Source organism: Exiguobacterium aurantiacum, from assembly GCF_024362205.1.
In the GTDB taxonomy this organism is placed as follows: domain Bacteria; phylum Bacillota; class Bacilli; order Exiguobacteriales; family Exiguobacteriaceae; genus Exiguobacterium; species Exiguobacterium aurantiacum_B.
Map to the genome: position 1 here is coordinate 45,001 of NZ_CP101462.1, position 14,582 is coordinate 59,582.

Annotated in this window: 15 protein-coding genes and 2 rRNA genes (1 of these 17 running past the window's edge); 16 read left to right on the plus strand and 1 reads right to left on the minus strand. The window is 49.7% G+C overall.

All coding sequences use genetic code 11. From position 1 onward, the window contains the following. From NMQ00_RS00240 to rsmI, 11 genes are all read left to right on the plus strand, one after another. Positions 1–1,570: ribosomal RNA gene (locus NMQ00_RS00240) — 23S ribosomal RNA — on the plus strand (it extends 1,344 nt beyond the left edge of the window). Between the two features lie 97 nt (positions 1,571–1,667). Next, positions 1,668–1,783, plus strand: a 5S ribosomal RNA gene (rrf, locus tag NMQ00_RS00245). Positions 1,784–1,905: 122 nt separating this feature from the next. Then, positions 1,906–3,291 carry an aminotransferase class I/II-fold pyridoxal phosphate-dependent enzyme gene (locus NMQ00_RS00250; protein ID WP_255177465.1) on the plus strand — a complete coding sequence of 462 codons (1,386 nt, stop codon included), beginning with the start codon at positions 1,906–1,908 and terminating at the stop codon, positions 3,289–3,291. Positions 3,292–3,293: 2 nt separating this feature from the next. Continuing rightward, complete coding sequence (gene tmk, locus NMQ00_RS00255) at positions 3,294–3,932, plus strand: dTMP kinase (RefSeq protein WP_255177466.1); 639 nt, start codon at positions 3,294–3,296, stop codon at positions 3,930–3,932. After that, a complete protein-coding gene (locus NMQ00_RS00260; protein ID WP_029594397.1) occupies positions 3,932–4,261 on the plus strand; it encodes a cyclic-di-AMP receptor in 330 nt (109 codons plus the stop codon). Before tmk ends, NMQ00_RS00260 begins: the two co-directional genes overlap by 1 nt. Before the next feature lie 17 nt (positions 4,262–4,278). Next, positions 4,279–5,271 (plus strand): DNA polymerase III subunit delta', encoded by a 993-nt coding sequence (locus NMQ00_RS00265; protein WP_255177467.1) that lies wholly within the window; start codon positions 4,279–4,281, stop codon positions 5,269–5,271. A 6-nt stretch (positions 5,272–5,277) separates the two neighbouring features. Continuing rightward, positions 5,278–6,108 (plus strand): PSP1 domain-containing protein, encoded by an 831-nt coding sequence (locus tag NMQ00_RS00270; RefSeq protein WP_255177468.1) that lies wholly within the window; start codon positions 5,278–5,280, stop codon positions 6,106–6,108. 23 nt (positions 6,109–6,131) lie between these two features. Continuing rightward, positions 6,132–6,467 (plus strand): DNA replication initiation control protein YabA, encoded by a 336-nt coding sequence (yabA, locus tag NMQ00_RS00275; protein WP_021065760.1) that lies wholly within the window; start codon positions 6,132–6,134, stop codon positions 6,465–6,467. Positions 6,468–6,533: 66 nt separating this feature from the next. Beyond that, complete coding sequence (locus NMQ00_RS00280) at positions 6,534–7,268, plus strand: tRNA1(Val) (adenine(37)-N6)-methyltransferase (protein ID WP_255177469.1); 735 nt, start codon at positions 6,534–6,536, stop codon at positions 7,266–7,268. After that, a complete protein-coding gene (locus NMQ00_RS00285; RefSeq protein WP_255177470.1) occupies positions 7,261–7,539 on the plus strand; it encodes a GIY-YIG nuclease family protein in 279 nt (92 codons plus the stop codon). Before NMQ00_RS00280 ends, NMQ00_RS00285 begins: the two co-directional genes overlap by 8 nt. Then, a complete protein-coding gene (rsmI, locus tag NMQ00_RS00290; protein ID WP_255177471.1) occupies positions 7,511–8,380 on the plus strand; it encodes a 16S rRNA (cytidine(1402)-2'-O)-methyltransferase in 870 nt (289 codons plus the stop codon). Before NMQ00_RS00285 ends, rsmI begins: the two co-directional genes overlap by 29 nt. Before the next feature lie 16 nt (positions 8,381–8,396). Here rsmI and NMQ00_RS00295 read toward each other — a convergent pair whose 3' ends face one another. Then, positions 8,397–8,690: a transition state genes transcriptional regulator AbrB gene (locus tag NMQ00_RS00295; RefSeq protein ID WP_024372343.1), complete on the minus strand. Its 294-nt coding sequence runs from the start codon at positions 8,688–8,690 to the stop codon at positions 8,397–8,399. 329 nt (positions 8,691–9,019) lie between these two features. Here NMQ00_RS00295 and metG point away from each other — a divergent pair, with 329 nt between their 5' ends. The 5 genes from metG to rsmA are packed head-to-tail and all read left to right on the plus strand — an operon-like array spanning position 9,020 to position 14,534. Further along, positions 9,020–10,981: a methionine--tRNA ligase gene (gene metG / locus NMQ00_RS00300; RefSeq protein WP_255177472.1), complete on the plus strand. Its 1,962-nt coding sequence runs from the start codon at positions 9,020–9,022 to the stop codon at positions 10,979–10,981. Positions 10,982–11,034: 53 nt separating this feature from the next. After that, the gene (locus NMQ00_RS00305; protein WP_255177473.1) at positions 11,035–11,802 is read left to right on the plus strand and encodes a TatD family hydrolase; all 768 of its coding nucleotides are present in this window, start codon (positions 11,035–11,037) and stop codon (positions 11,800–11,802) included. Further along, positions 11,802–13,106: a 3D domain-containing protein gene (locus tag NMQ00_RS00310; RefSeq protein ID WP_255177474.1), complete on the plus strand. Its 1,305-nt coding sequence runs from the start codon at positions 11,802–11,804 to the stop codon at positions 13,104–13,106. Before NMQ00_RS00305 ends, NMQ00_RS00310 begins: the two co-directional genes overlap by 1 nt. Continuing rightward, positions 13,099–13,659, plus strand: coding sequence for a ribonuclease M5 (gene rnmV / locus NMQ00_RS00315; protein WP_255177475.1), 561 nt, complete (start codon positions 13,099–13,101; stop codon positions 13,657–13,659). The genes NMQ00_RS00310 and rnmV overlap by 8 nt, the downstream gene beginning before the upstream one ends. Next, positions 13,656–14,534, plus strand: a complete 879-nt coding sequence (gene rsmA, locus NMQ00_RS00320) for a 16S rRNA (adenine(1518)-N(6)/adenine(1519)-N(6))-dimethyltransferase RsmA (protein WP_255177476.1) — start codon at positions 13,656–13,658, stop codon at positions 14,532–14,534. Before rnmV ends, rsmA begins: the two co-directional genes overlap by 4 nt. Positions 14,535–14,582: the final 48 nt, after the last annotated feature.

Sequence of the window (14,582 nt, forward strand, 5' to 3'; positions counted from 1 at the left end):
AAGGTTTCCTGAGGAAGGCTCGTCCGCTCAGGGTTAGTCTGGACCTAAGCCGAGGCCGAAAGGCGTAGGCGATGGACAACAGGTTGATATTCCTGTACCGCCGTACCACCGTTTGAACGATGGGGGGACGCAGAAGGATAAGGTAACCGTGCGACTGGAAGTGCACGGACAAGCAGCGAGGCCGTCGGGTTGGCAAATCCGCCCGACACACAAGGCTGAGCTGTGACGTGGAGCCCGTAGGGCGAAGTACCGGATTTCACGCTGCCAAGAAAAGCCTCTAGTAAGGAGGTCGGCGCCAGTACCGTAAACCGACACAGGTAGGCGAGATGAGAATTCTAAGACGCGCGGGATAACTCTCGTTAAGGAACTCGGCAAAATGGTCCCGTAACTTCGGGAGAAGGGACGCTTATGGCAACATAAGCCGCAGTGAATAGGCCCAAACGACTGTTTAGCAAAAACACAGGTCTCTGCTAAATCGCAAGATGAAGTATAGGGGCTGACGCCTGCCCGGTGCTGGAAGGTTAAGGGGATGTGTCATCGCAAGAGAAGCACTGAACCGAAGCCCCAGTAAACGGCGGCCGTAACTATAACGGTCCTAAGGTAGCGAAATTCCTTGTCGGGTAAGTTCCGACCCGCACGAAAGGCGTAACGATTTGGGCACTGTCTCAACGAGAGACCCGGTGAAATCATAGTACCTGTGAAGATGCAGGTTACCCGCGACAGGACGGAAAGACCCCATGGAGCTTTACTACAGCCTGATATTGAGGCTTTGTACGCGATGTACAGGATAGGTGGGAGTTTGTGAAGCCGGAGCGCCAGCTTCGGTGGAGACACCCTTGGGATACCACCCTTTGCGTATAGAGTCTCTAACTCGCAGCCGTGATCCGGCTGGAGGACCGTGTCAGGTGGGTAGTTTGACTGGGGCGGTCGCCTCCTAAACAGTAACGGAGGCGCCCAAAGGTTCCCTCAGAATGGTTGGAAATCATTCGAAGAGTGCAAAGGCAGAAGGGAGCTTGACTGCGAGACCTACAAGTCGAGCAGGGACGAAAGTCGGGCTTAGTGATCCGGTGGTTCCGCATGGAAGGGCCATCGCTCAACGGATAAAAGCTACCCTGGGGATAACAGGCTGATCTCCCCCAAGAGTCCACATCGACGGGGAGGTTTGGCACCTCGATGTCGGCTCATCGCATCCTGGGGCTGGAGTAGGTCCCAAGGGTTGGGCTGTTCGCCCATTAAAGCGGTACGCGAGCTGGGTTCAGAACGTCGTGAGACAGTTCGGTCCCTATCCGTCGTGGGCGCAGGAAATTTGAGGAGAGCTGTCCTTAGTACGAGAGGACCGGGATGGACGCACCGCTGGTGTACCAGTTGTTCCGCCAGGAGCATCGCTGGGTAGCTACGTGCGGACGGGATAAGTGCTGAAAGCATCTAAGCATGAAGCCCCCTCCGAGATGAGATTTCCCTTTGAGCAATCAAGAAAGACCCCTCAGAGACGATGAGGTAGATAGGTCATGGGTGGAAGCACGGCGACGTGTGGAGCTGAATGATACTAATCGGTCGAGGCTTTGATCTAGTCTAACGGTTTGAGTGAATTGATGAGTCTTCAGTTTTCAGGGAACAACCCTTGAAACGTATTGACACGCCCCCGGGGCGGTGTTAATATTCTTTTGTCTGGTGGCGATAGCGAAGCGGCCACACCCGTTCCCATGCCGAACACGGAAGTTAAGCGCTTCAGCGCCGAAAGTAGTTGGGGGTCTCCCCCTGTGAGGATAGGACGTTGCCAGGCCAACGCGAAAGACGATCAAGCATCCGCTTGGTCGTCTCTTTTTGTATATTTAAGTCGCATTCATTTCGGATAGGAAGGTTGCCTATATGACTCGAAAACCTAAACATAATCCTTTTACATTTATGGAAACGCTTGAGCAACATGTGCGAGAAGGACGGGTCTCTTTTCATGTACCTGGCCATCATAACGGAACGGTAAAAGATGAGAAACTTCCGACGGCGTTCCAAAAAATTATGCCATATGACTTAACGGAGCTTGGGCACTTGGACGATTTACATCATGCTGAAGGCATCATTTTAGAAGGTGAAAAGGCATTGGGCTCCCTTTATCAGAGTAAAAGTAAATGGTTAGTAAATGGTTCTACGGTTGGGAACTGGAGCCTCTTGGCAGCAACCGTAAAGCGTGGAGAGCGAGTGTACGTACAACGAAATTCCCACAAGTCTGTTTGGAACGCCATTGAGTGGCTCGGTCTAGAACCAATCTTACTCACACCCGAACTAGATAGAGGAAGTAGTTTACCTACTGTCATCGCATTGGAAACAATTCAGGACGCTGTCACGAAGTACCCGGGAGGGAAAGCTCTTCTTCTGACTTCGCCTACTTATTATGGGGACATGGCGAACATCCCGCAAATTAGTGCTTTCTTACGTCCGTTGAGTATTCATCTACTAGTAGATGAAGCACATGGAGCTCATTTGATTCATCCTACATTCCCAAAGCGGTCAGCCATCTTTGAAGGGGCTAGTGCCGTCGTACAATCAGCGCACAAGACGTTGCCCGCTCTCACGATGGGAGCATGGATCCATTATAAAGAAGAGATCGATGAAAAGCGTTTGCTCCACGCACTTTCGTCTTTCCAAACGTCCAGCCCGTCTTACTTGATTATGGCCTCGCTGGATTACGCTAGAGAGTACCTCGAGAACTTGAGTGAACGAGATTGGTCACATATTCAAACGAGTCATTTTGCATTCATAATGGAAATGAGGCGAGCTGGGTTTTCAATCAAAGTGGGCGATGACTTCACCAAGATGACTGTGTTAACATATCCGAAAAATGGCCTCGTCTTTAGTCGACATTTAGCGTCAATCGGCATTGATGTGGAACTAGCTGCAGATGATCACGTGTTATTCTGCTTGCCGTTAAGGGAATTAAAAAGCCAAGAGATTCAGCATTGGGTCAAACTGATTAAAAATGCATCGCAACACGTTCCGCTTATCGTCGAAGATGAGACAATCTATCCTTATCCGATGACCGAACGCGTGTCGTTGCTGCATACTATATCGGATGACGCCGATATTGCTCGTCTATCGTTTGAGCAAGCGATTGGTTCTGTTGCTGCAGAGACCGTTATTCCGTATCCGCCGGGAATTCCATGGATTCTAAGAGGAGAAGTCATCACAGATGAGAAAATCCGAGTTTTGAATGAATGGATTTCATTAGGACGGAACCTGCAAGCAAGTAGACATGTTATGATGAAACAAATTGATGTTATCGTAGAGGAGTTTTAAGCGTGAAAGGTATGTTTATTACTGTGGAAGGACCAGATGGTTCGGGAAAAACAACACAGCTGCAATTGTTAGTTCAATCATTAACTGATCAAGGGTATGAAGTGGTCGTTACCCGAGAGCCAGGGGGAACGAAGGTCGGAAATAGTATTCGCGACGTTTTATTGTCTCCAGAACACGACGAGATGACCCCTCGAGTTGAAATGATGTTATATGCTGCATCCCGAGCTCAAAACGTTGATCAAGTGATTCGACCGGCCCTCCACCGCGGAGCAGTGGTCGTATGCGATCGATTTGTCGACGCCTCGGTTGCTTATCAAGGTTATGGACTCCAATATGATTTGTCGCAAATTTTGTCGTTAAACGAGTGGGCGACAGCTGGGATCAAACCAGACTTGACGTTCCTCTTTGACTTGACTCCTGATCAAGCGAGCCATCGTATGAAAGATAGAGGTCAATTAGACCGAATCGAGAGCCGTGATGAGTCTTTCCATCAACGCGTATACGAAGGCTTTCAAAAATTATTAGAGCAGCATCCAGAACGAATGGTTCGCATTGACGCGAACGCCACGATTGAAACGATTCAGGATGAAGTTTTAGATATTACATTAGAACGATTAAAAGAAAGAGGAGTGATGCAATGATGAAGATGGTAATCGCGATTGTACATGATAAGGATAGTGCCCGCTTGTCAGATGCTTTAATTGAAGAGGACTTCCGCGCCACGAAATTAGCCACAACGGGAGGTTTTTTGAAAGAGGGAAACACCACGTTTATGATCGGTGTACCGAAAGAACGCTTAGATGATCTCCTCGCTTTAATCAAATCAAATTGCTCGAGCCGAGATCAAATGATCACGCCGATTTCACCGATGGGCGGACACGCCGATTCATACATTCCGTATCCTGTGGAAGTCCAAGTTGGTGGAGCGACTGTGTTCGTCTTGCCGATTGAAGGATTCCATCAGTTTTAATGGGAACGGTCACGAATATGAGCTTTAAAGAGTTAACGAAATCTCAAACGGTTATCGCCAAAGTGATTGAAAACTCCATCGTCGCTCAAAAGGTCGGTCATGCATATATTTTTTCGGGAGACTATGAACCGTACTTGATTGAAACGGCACAGCTGTTTGCGAAATCGCTTTTTTGTGAGTCACCGGACGGGGTAGAGCCATGTGGCAACTGTCGAAACTGTAGACGGATGGATTCAGGGAACCTTGTCGACTACATGGAGGTCGAACCGGACGGGGCCAGCATCAAGAAAGAACAGGTGCAACAGTTATTGAGTGACTTGTCTTTACGTGGTGCAGAAGGAGATCGTCAAGTATACGTCATCCATCAAGCCCATAAAATGACGCCTCAGGCGGCTAACAGTCTCTTAAAATTCTTTGAAGAGCCTGGTGTGGGGAAGCTAGCCATCTTGGTCACAACCCAGCCCCAACTCCTATTACCGACAATCCGTTCGCGGGCGCAGCATTTAGTGTTTCGCCCGATTGATCGAGAGCGACTTGTAGAAACATTAGTGACAGAAACCCAGTGTACAAGCGATTTGGCACGTCTTGCCTTACAGACATATCCGAAATGGGAAGATGCGCGTGAGGCGCTTCACAACGACTGGTTTGTACAGGCGTATGGGCTAGTGGTACAATTAGTTGAAGTATTGACAAAACGCCCGCAAGAATTACTCTTATTCGCCCAGGAAAAATGGCTTGGCCATTTCAAAGGACGGAATGAGTTGCGCGTCGGTCTCGAGTTGTTCGAAAACTGGTTGGAGCAAGCGCTCCATTTCAAAGTACGAACAGATTATGTCCCGGAATTATTTACGAAAGAACAAGCGCTTTATACCGCGTTTGTTAAAGATCGTCCGGTGCATAAAATCGTCCATGCCATTGAATATGTTCATGAAGCGATTCGACGGCTGGAGGCAAACGTCAATCCTCAATTAACGTTCGAACGGTTAACGTTCGATTTGCAGAAAGGATAGGAGAGCGTGCTTGAAGTAGTTGGAGTCCGTTTTAAAGAAGCGGGAAAAATCTATTACTTTTCACCAGGCGAAGCAACGCTTGAACGTGGGGACCATGTCATCGTAGAGACGGTACGAGGCATCGAATACGGTGAAATCGTCCAAGTTGGGAAACAACTAGGTGAAGACGAAGTGGTTTTACCGCTAAAGACAATCCTTCGTGTCGCTGATTCAAAAGATGCCCAAATCGTCCAAGATAATCGATTGGCCGCTTTTGACGCTCACGCCGTCTGTGAAGAAAAAATTCGTGAACATCGACTTGAGATGAAGTTAGTAGATGTTGAGTATACATTTGATCGTAATAAAGTCATCTTTTATTTCACGGCAGAAGGCCGTGTTGATTTCCGTGAACTCGTCAAAGATTTGGCGAGCGTGTTTCGGACTCGAATCGAACTTCGTCAAATCGGAGTTCGGGACGAAGCGAAACTGTTGAGCGGAATCGGACCTTGTGGTCGTGTATTGTGTTGCTCCTCGTTCTTAGGGGAATTTGAACCGGTATCCATTAAGATGGCCAAGGATCAGAACCTATCCTTGAACCCGAACAAGATCTCCGGTGTATGCGGTCGTCTCATGTGCTGTCTGAAATACGAGAACGATACGTATGAAGAATTAAAGCGGGATTTGCCAGACGTCGGAAAACGAATCAAAATTCCAGAAGGTGACGGACGTGTCATCGGTCTCAATATCTTGGATCAATTGATTCAAGTCGAGTTGAATGATCGGACCCGTGTTGTGACGTATACAATCGACGAACTCGTCGAAGTCGGTGCAGTCAAACGAAAACCGTCGAAACAGTGATGGGGTGCTGAGCAGTGGAAAGAATGGATAAAAAGGAAGTCATGATGCGGGTCGATGCGATCGAGCAACAGATGCAATTGTTGACGGAGCATTTAGGGGTGCTCAAAGAGCAACTCGCCTATTTGCTCGAAGAAAACCAACATATGTATCTTGAGAACCATCATCTGCGCGAAAAAGTAGAACAACTCGCAGAAGTCGAGACACCTGACGGGGATCCTCAAATTGCCTTGTCCGGGAAAGGGCAAAATAACTTGGCGGCGTTATACCAAGAAGGGTTTCATATCTGCAATTTGCACTATGGACAAGTCAGAAAAGACGGAGACTGTCTCTTCTGCATGTCGATGCTAAATAAACATTAATAAGGGGCGATAGACGGGGTATACACCCGTCCGTCGCCTTTGTACGTTATGTAGGAGGGAAATGGCGTGACTGTAAAACAAGGTGAACGTCTTGACGATTTGTTGGGACGTCCCGGAAAGATCATTCAAAGTGATGAAGTGTTCTCATTTTCATTGGATGCGGTGTTACTCGCCGAATTTGTGTGGGTCCCGATTCAAAAAGGGAAGCTCGTCGATTTATGTGCCGGTACCGGGGCGATTCCGCTCTTTTTGTCATATCGGACGAAAGGGACCATCACAGGCGTTGAAATCCAGCCTCGTCTCGTTGATATGGCAAATCGAAGCATTGCCGTCAACAATTTAGACGACAGGCTTCAAATCGTTGAAGGTGACGTGAAAAATGCGGCCAGCGTATTAGGACATGCTCGTTATGATGTCGTCACATGCAATCCACCTTATTTTTTGGCGAACGAGACCTCGCTCCGTAATCAAAGTGAGCATCACACGATTGCGCGTCATGAAGTGCTCTGCACGTTAGAAGACTGTATCCGTTCAGCCAGTCAACTCGTCAAACCGGGAGGGAAAGTAGCCTTCGTCCATCGGCCGGAGCGACTACTCGATATTTTAACGCTTATGCGGGCGTATCGGATTGAACCGAAACGAATGCAACTCGTTTATCCAAAACAAGGCCGGGACGCGAATACACTTTTAATAGAGGGGTCAAAAGATGGAAAAGCAGGACTCACAATCTTACCTCCGTTTGTCGTTTATGAGGAAGATGATACGTACACGAGTGACATGCGGGCAATCCTCGATGCGTAAACACTACGCGTACATCCTTGAGTGTCAGGACGGCACGTATTACACCGGATATACGACGAATGTGGAGAAACGGATTGAGACGCATAATGCAGGGAAAGGTGCGAAATACACGCGAGCCCGTCTCCCGGTGAGGTTACGGTACTTCAAATCGTTTGAGACGAAGCGTGCGGCCATGCAATACGAATGGTCCATCAAACAACTCACACGGGCTCAAAAACAGCAATTGATGGAGGGGACGAGTAATGAACTCACAGAAAAGTTATCAGACTGACGGACCCACGCTCTACGTTGTGCCGACGCCAATCGGAAACTTAGAAGATATGACGTACCGAGCGGTTCGAATTCTAGGGGAAGTGGATTTGATTGCGGCCGAAGATACGCGGCAAACGATGAAACTCTGTCGCCATTTCGGCATTGAGACGAAACTTGTCAGCTACCATGAGCACAATAAGCACGTGAGTGGCCCTCGTTTAATCGAAGATATCGAGGCGGGCAAGTCAGTGGCCGTCGTTTCAGACGCGGGCATGCCGGGTATCTCGGACCCTGGGAGTGACCTCGTACGGTTGGCCATCGCGGCGAAGCTCCCCGTCGTCGTCCTACCGGGTGCGAATGCGGCACTCACGGCGCTTGTCGCTTCGGGTCTTGCGACCGAGCGGTTCTTGTACTACGGTTTTTTACCACGTAAAAAGAAGGAACGTCTCGACGTATTGACTTCGTTGCAATACGAGCCGGGTACGATCATCTTTTACGAGGCACCGCATCGGTTGAAAGAAATGTTAACCGGGATTCAAAACGTGTTCGGTAATCGGCAACTCGTTCTCGGACGAGAGTTGACGAAAACGTTTGAAGAGTTTTTACGCGGGACGGTAGACGAAGCGCTTGTCTGGTGTGAAGGCGAGATACGTGGTGAGTTTGTCGTCATGGTGGAAGGATCGACGGAAATGGCACCGACGCACGACTGGTGGGAGGCGCTATCGCCGCTCGAACACGTCGATCGTTACATTGAGGACGGATTGAAACCGAATGCGGCCATCAAACAAGCCGCTAAAGAACGGGGCTTGTCGCGTAGCGAGGTTTACGACGCCTATCATCAAGTCGATAAAAAAGAGTAAGCAAGGAATCCCTTGCTTACTCTTCGCTGTAATAGTTTTCGAGCATGTTTTTCAACTCGACGAGAACGCGTTGTGCGCCTTCTGGTGAAAGGATCAATTTACCGTCAGCCAACTTGAAGTTGTCATCCGATACTTCGCCCGTCACTTGGCAAGTCATGTTCGGTTTGTATTTTTTCAACACGATTTGCTCGTTGTCGACGTAGATTTCAAGTGCGTCTTTCTCCGCGATCCCGAGTGTGCGGCGCAATTCGATTGGAATGACGACACGACCGAGCTCATCCACTTTCCGTACGATACCTGTAGATTTCATTTTGTGTTTCCTCCTCCAATGGTGTCGAAATCTCTTGGTGACATGAGTCGTCAAAATTCGACAATGTTACTACAGCAAAAAGCATACTAAACTTTCCAATTGCAGTCAACTGCTTACTATTGGAAATCTACATTTTCGAAAAATGACGATGTAGGAGCGATATATACCTAAAATTCCCCGAAAGTTAGGACCTGAAACAAAGAAAGGGTTTTTTTGGAACATATTTTATGAGATAACAACAAAAAAATTCCAAACAATTGGTTTGGAAATTCTTTTGTCGAACCGTGTATAATGGAAATTGCAAATGTCGAAAGGATGGAGAACATACAATGGCGAAGCCTACTTTTTATATTACGACTCCGATTTACTATCCGAGTGCCAAACTACACATCGGTCATGCTTATACGACGGTGGCCGGCGATGCGATCGCGCGCTATAAGCGTTTGAAAGGATTTGACGTTCGTTATTTGACTGGGACAGACGAGCACGGTCAAAAAATTCAAGAAAAAGCGAAAGAAGCTGGTGTGACACCGCAAGCGTTCGTGGATGAAGTCGTCAAAGACATTAAAGTGTTATGGGACCGTCTCGAAATCTCATACGACGATTACATCCGTACAACAGACGCACGCCACAAAGCCGTCGTCGAGCACGTGTTCGAGACGCTTCTTAAAAATGATGATATTTATCTCGGGGAGTATGAAGGCTGGTATTCGATTCCGGATGAGACGTATTACACGGAGTCTCAGCTCATCGATGGGAAGAGCCCAGACAGTGGTCACCCGGTCGAACTCGTGCGTGAAGAGTGTTACTTCTTCCGTCTCAGCAAGTATGCGGATCGTTTGATCGAGTACTTCGAATCGCACCCTGACTTCATCTTGCCAGAATCGCGCAAAACCGAGATGATCAACAACTTCTTGAAGCCAGGCCTTCAAGATTTGGCTGTCTCACGGACGACGTTTGACTGGGGTGTACAAGTCCCATCGAACCCGAAACACGTCGTCTACGTGTGGGTCGATGCCCTCACGAACTATATCTCCGCCCTCGGCTACGGATCGGACAACGACGAGTTATTCAACCGTTATTGGCCAGCCGACGTCCATTTGGTCGGGAAAGAGATCGTCCGATTCCATACGATCATTTGGCCGGCGTTGCTCATGGCGCTTGACTTGCCGTTGCCGAAGCAAGTTTTCGCGCATGGTTGGTTGCTCATGAAAGACGGCAAAATGTCGAAATCAAAAGGCAACGTCGTCGACCCGATCCCACTCATCGACCGTTACGGACTCGACTCGCTCCGTTACTACCTTCTTCGTGAAGTTCCATTCGGAGCAGATGGCACGTTCACACCGGAAGCGTTCGTCGATCGCTTGAACTTCGACCTCGCGAACGACCTCGGGAACTTGCTTAACCGGACCGTGGCCATGATTAAGAAGTATTTTGATGGCGAGATCCCTGCATATGCGGGCAATGTGACGGAGTTTGATGCCTCGCTGCTTCAAGTCGTCAACGAGACGACAGAGAAGACGGAAGCTGCCATGGAGCACATGGAGTTTTCAGTGGCGCTAACAAGCATTTGGCAACTCGTCAGCCGTGCCAACAAGTACATTGACGAGACACAACCGTGGGTGCTGGCGAAAGACGAAACGAAACGGAACGAACTGGCGTCGGTGATGACTCACCTTGCCGGCGTACTCCGTCACGTCGCGGTCATGATTCAACCGTTCATGACACGGGCGCCAAAAGAGATGTTCCGTCAGCTCGGTCTCGAAGGAGAAGATATGTCATGGGAAGCGCTCGATACGTTCGCGGCATTCGATGGAGCCGTCGTCACAGACGGAACACCGATTTTCCCGCGTCGTGACGTTAAAGAAGAAGTTGATGCGATTCAAGAGATGATGCGTCAAGCGTCGCAAGCACGTGTCGAAGAAGCTGAAGCGGAAGCGGGCGACGTCGAAGATGAGGACGTGCGTCCGGAAATCACGATTGACGTCTTTGACCAAGTCGAGTTCCGTGTCGGTCAAATCGTCGAAGCCGATAAAATCAAGAAGGCGAAGAAGTTGTTGAAACTTCAAGTCGACATGGGCGGAGAAAAACGCCAAATCGTCTCGGGCATCGCGGAATGGTATGCGCCGGAGGACTTAGTCGGCAAGAAGGTCATCGTCGTCGCCAACTTGAAGCCGGTCAAACTGCGTGGCGAATTGTCACAAGGGATGATTCTAGCAGCGGACAAAGACGGCAAGCTCGAACTTGCGACCGTATCTGAGAATATGCCGAACGGGGCCATCGTCAAATAATCGTTTGGGGGAGACTTCGGTCTCCCTCTTTGTCTATACAAGGAGGAACCAACATGTTGATTGATACACATACCCATATCAATGCCGAGCAGTTCAATGAAGACGTCGAAGCGACGATTGAACGGGCTCGTGCCGCTGGCGTTTCCCCGATGCTCGTCGTCGGGTTCGATAATCCGACGATCACGCGTGCCATCGAGCTCGCGGAAACATATGAAGACATTTACGCGATCGTCGGTTGGCACCCGGTCGATGCCGTCGATTGCACGGAGGCCGACTTGGCCAGAATCGAGACATTGATGGACCATCCGAAAGTGATGGCGCTCGGAGAAATCGGACTCGACTACCACTGGGACAAATCGCCGAAAGACATCCAACAACGCGTGTTCCGGCAGCAAATCGCCATCGCAAAACGGACGAATATGCCAATCGTGATTCACAATCGGGAGGCGACCGCCGACGTGCTCGACATTTTAGAGGAAGAACATGCCGAAGAGGTCGGTGGCGTATTCCATAGTTACAGCATGTCCGTCGAATTGCTGGAGCGTTGTCTGCGTTTGAACTTCTATATCTCGCTCGGGGGACCGGTGACGTTTAAAAATGCGAAAGTGCCGAAATCGGTGGCGCAACAAGTTCCGCTCGATCGACTCCTCGTTGAGACGGATTGTCCGTATTTAACGCCGACACCGTTCCGTGGTAAACGGAACGAACCGGCTTATGTCACATATGTCGCCGAAGAGATTGCAGCGCTGCGGGACATGTCTTATGACGCACTTGCAGAGGCGACGACCGCTAATGCGAAGCGCCTGTTCCGTCTTCCATGATGTTCAGGCGCATCATATTGAGTATCGGTGTCGTGGCAACGGCGGTGTTCGCATATATGGCGATGCAACCGGAACCTGTCACCATCATCGATGACGGGGTGACGATGGTGCACGAGAGTCGGGGCGAGTCAGTGTTAGACGTGCTTGAAGAGACGGGGATTGTCATCGACGAGGCAGACGTCGTGACGCCGGCTTTGAGTGCGGATATCCCGCTCGACCGAGTCATTCAAATCGAGCGGGCCCGTACCGTCTCGCTGCAAATCGGTTACGGACAAATCGAGACGATTGAGACGCGTGAACGGACTGTCGAAGACGTGTTGCTTCGTTATGGAGTGAGTGTCCGTGACGGAGACGATGTGTACCCGGGTGTCCGTACCCCAATCACATCAGGCATGACTATCCGGTATCAGCCTGTCGTCGCCCTCGATGTCATTGTGGGAGACGTGGCGAAGACGGTGTATACGATGGCACAAACTGTCGAGCAGGCGCTACAGGAGGCGAATGTGACGGTTTCTGATAAAGATACCGTCGAACCAGCGCTCACGACACCGGTACGGGAAGGAATGACCATCACGGTCAACATGAGTCGAGACGTCGTGCAGTATGAGAGTCGACTCGTCCCGTTTGAAATCATTAAAGAAGAGGATGACACACTTGCGCTCGGAGAAACCGAAGTCGTTCAAGTCGGTGTGCCTGGACTCGAACGGACGCGGTATGCACTGACTGTGGAAAATGGTACAATTACAAATCGGACCGAAACGAGCGTGGAAACGCTGCGAACCGTACGCCCTCAAATCATCAAACTTGGAACGAAAGTCCCGCCTGAACGAGAGACGAACCAAGAGACAGAGCAAGAGGCGGCGGCAACGACCGAACCGTCGAGCCCGTTCCGAGAAGAAGCAGAGATTAAGATTGAAGAGACACCTCGAGCTGAAGATGCTCTAGACTTCACCTCAGCAAAACAACTTCTCGTCGAGGCGACGGCATATACAAATAATGCGGAAGACACAGTCACCTTTGACGGCAGAGTACTGACCCGAAGTGGATATGATGTGACGGACACGATTCTGTATGAAGGCATGCGAATCATCGCGGTCGATCCAGCCATTATTCCACTCGGTACTCGCGTGTACGTCGAAGGGTTTGGCATGGCGATTGCCTTGGATACAGGCAGTGCCATCAAAGGCAATAAAATCGATGTGATGATGGATTCGAAAGAAGAGGCGGTGACGTTTGGTCGTCAGCCACTTACGATTTGGGTCATCCCCAAGCAAGAGGAGAAAGAAGGAACCGATGATGCGTGAAAAGATACAAGAAGTGATTGTCGTCGAAGGTCGAGACGACACGACACGGCTACAAGAAGTATATGACGTCGACACGATTGAAACGAACGGATCAGCCGTTTCGAAGCAAACAATCGAACGAATCAAACGTGCCCAAGAGACACGGGGTGTGATTATATTGACCGACCCAGACTATCCGGGTGACCGGATTCGAGCCGTCGTCGAGGAACAAGTCAAAGGGTGCAAACACGCCTATCTCCCTCGTGCCGAAGCGAAAGATAAGCGCGGTAAAATCGGGGTCGAACATGCGTCTCCCGCAACGATTCGCCGTGTCCTTGAAGCGGTGTATGAACAGCGGGTTGAGACCGACATGCCGCTCGTCACCCGCCAGATGGTACTCGAAGCCGATTTGATTGGCGGAGCAGACGCGGCGCGGCGCCGCAAACGACTCGGTGTGTTACTGCGTATCGGGGAACCGAACGCCAAACAGTTTGTGAAGCGCGTCGAAGCGTTACGGGTCACGATTGAAGAATGGGAACGGGCACTGGCTCAGTTAGAGGAGGAAAATCATTGAAAGATATCGCCACAATTCAACGCACGAAATCAATTCTAGAACGTCACGGCTTCTCGTTTAAAAAGTCGCTCGGACAAAACTTTTTAATCGACTTAAATATTTTGAATAAAATTGTGGACGCCGCGGAGCTAGGTGAGGCGAGCGGAGTGCTCGAAATCGGTCCCGGCATCGGTTCGTTGACGGAACAGTCTGCCAAGCGGGCCCAAAAAGTCGTCGCCCTCGAAATTGACCAACGTCTGCTTCCGATTCTTGAAGACACGATGTCACCTTACCCACATGTGCACGTCATTCACGGTGATGCGCTTGAACTCGACATTCGAGACATCGTCGAGCGGGAGTTTTTTAGTCAAGGCATCGAAGATATCTCGGTCGTGGCCAATTTACCCTATTACGTGACGACCCCGATTATTATGCGCTTGCTTGAGAGCCGGATTAAGTTCCGCTCACTCGTGATGATGATTCAAAAAGAAGTAGCCGAGCGGATTGGAGCGAAGCCTGGGACGAAAGCATACGGCTCGCTCTCGATTGCGATTCAATACTACGCCGAGGCGAACGTGAGCTTTATCGTCCCGAAAAGTGTGTTCATGCCGGCCCCGAACGTCGATTCTGCGGTCATCACTTTGAAGATGCGTCCGAAACCGGCGGTCGACGTCAAAAATGAAGCATTTTTCTTCGAAATCGCCCGTGCCAGTTTCGCGCAACGTCGAAAAACCATTTTAAACAACTTGACGAATCATCTTGGGAAAGACAAAAAAATGGAAATCGAACAGTTTTTGGGTGAGGCCGGAATCGATTCAAAACGGCGAGGCGAAACGCTTTCGCTTGAAGAGTTTGCACGGTTAGCGGACACAATTTTACCACTTAAAAACAGTTGACGACCGGATAGCGAGTCGCTATAATATTAATCTTTATTTTCATTTCTG

Coding starts and splice junctions, on each gene's coding strand:
- NMQ00_RS00285 (WP_255177470.1), top strand. CDS start 7,261: ATGCGTAAACACTACGCGTACATCCTTGAGTGTCAGGACGGCACGTAT.
- NMQ00_RS00250 (WP_255177465.1), top strand. CDS start 1,906: ATGGAAACGCTTGAGCAACATGTGCGAGAAGGACGGGTCTCTTTTCAT.
- NMQ00_RS00260 (WP_029594397.1), top strand. CDS start 3,932: ATGAAGATGGTAATCGCGATTGTACATGATAAGGATAGTGCCCGCTTG.
- NMQ00_RS00265 (WP_255177467.1), top strand. CDS start 4,279: ATGAGCTTTAAAGAGTTAACGAAATCTCAAACGGTTATCGCCAAAGTG.
- NMQ00_RS00310 (WP_255177474.1), top strand. CDS start 11,802: ATGTTCAGGCGCATCATATTGAGTATCGGTGTCGTGGCAACGGCGGTG.
- NMQ00_RS00295 (WP_024372343.1), bottom strand. CDS start 8,690: ATGAAATCTACAGGTATCGTACGGAAAGTGGATGAGCTCGGTCGTGTC.
- rsmI (WP_255177471.1), top strand. CDS start 7,511: ATGAACTCACAGAAAAGTTATCAGACTGACGGACCCACGCTCTACGTT.
- metG (WP_255177472.1), top strand. CDS start 9,020: ATGGCGAAGCCTACTTTTTATATTACGACTCCGATTTACTATCCGAGT.
- yabA (WP_021065760.1), top strand. CDS start 6,132: ATGGATAAAAAGGAAGTCATGATGCGGGTCGATGCGATCGAGCAACAG.
- rnmV (WP_255177475.1), top strand. CDS start 13,099: ATGCGTGAAAAGATACAAGAAGTGATTGTCGTCGAAGGTCGAGACGAC.
- NMQ00_RS00305 (WP_255177473.1), top strand. CDS start 11,035: ATGTTGATTGATACACATACCCATATCAATGCCGAGCAGTTCAATGAA.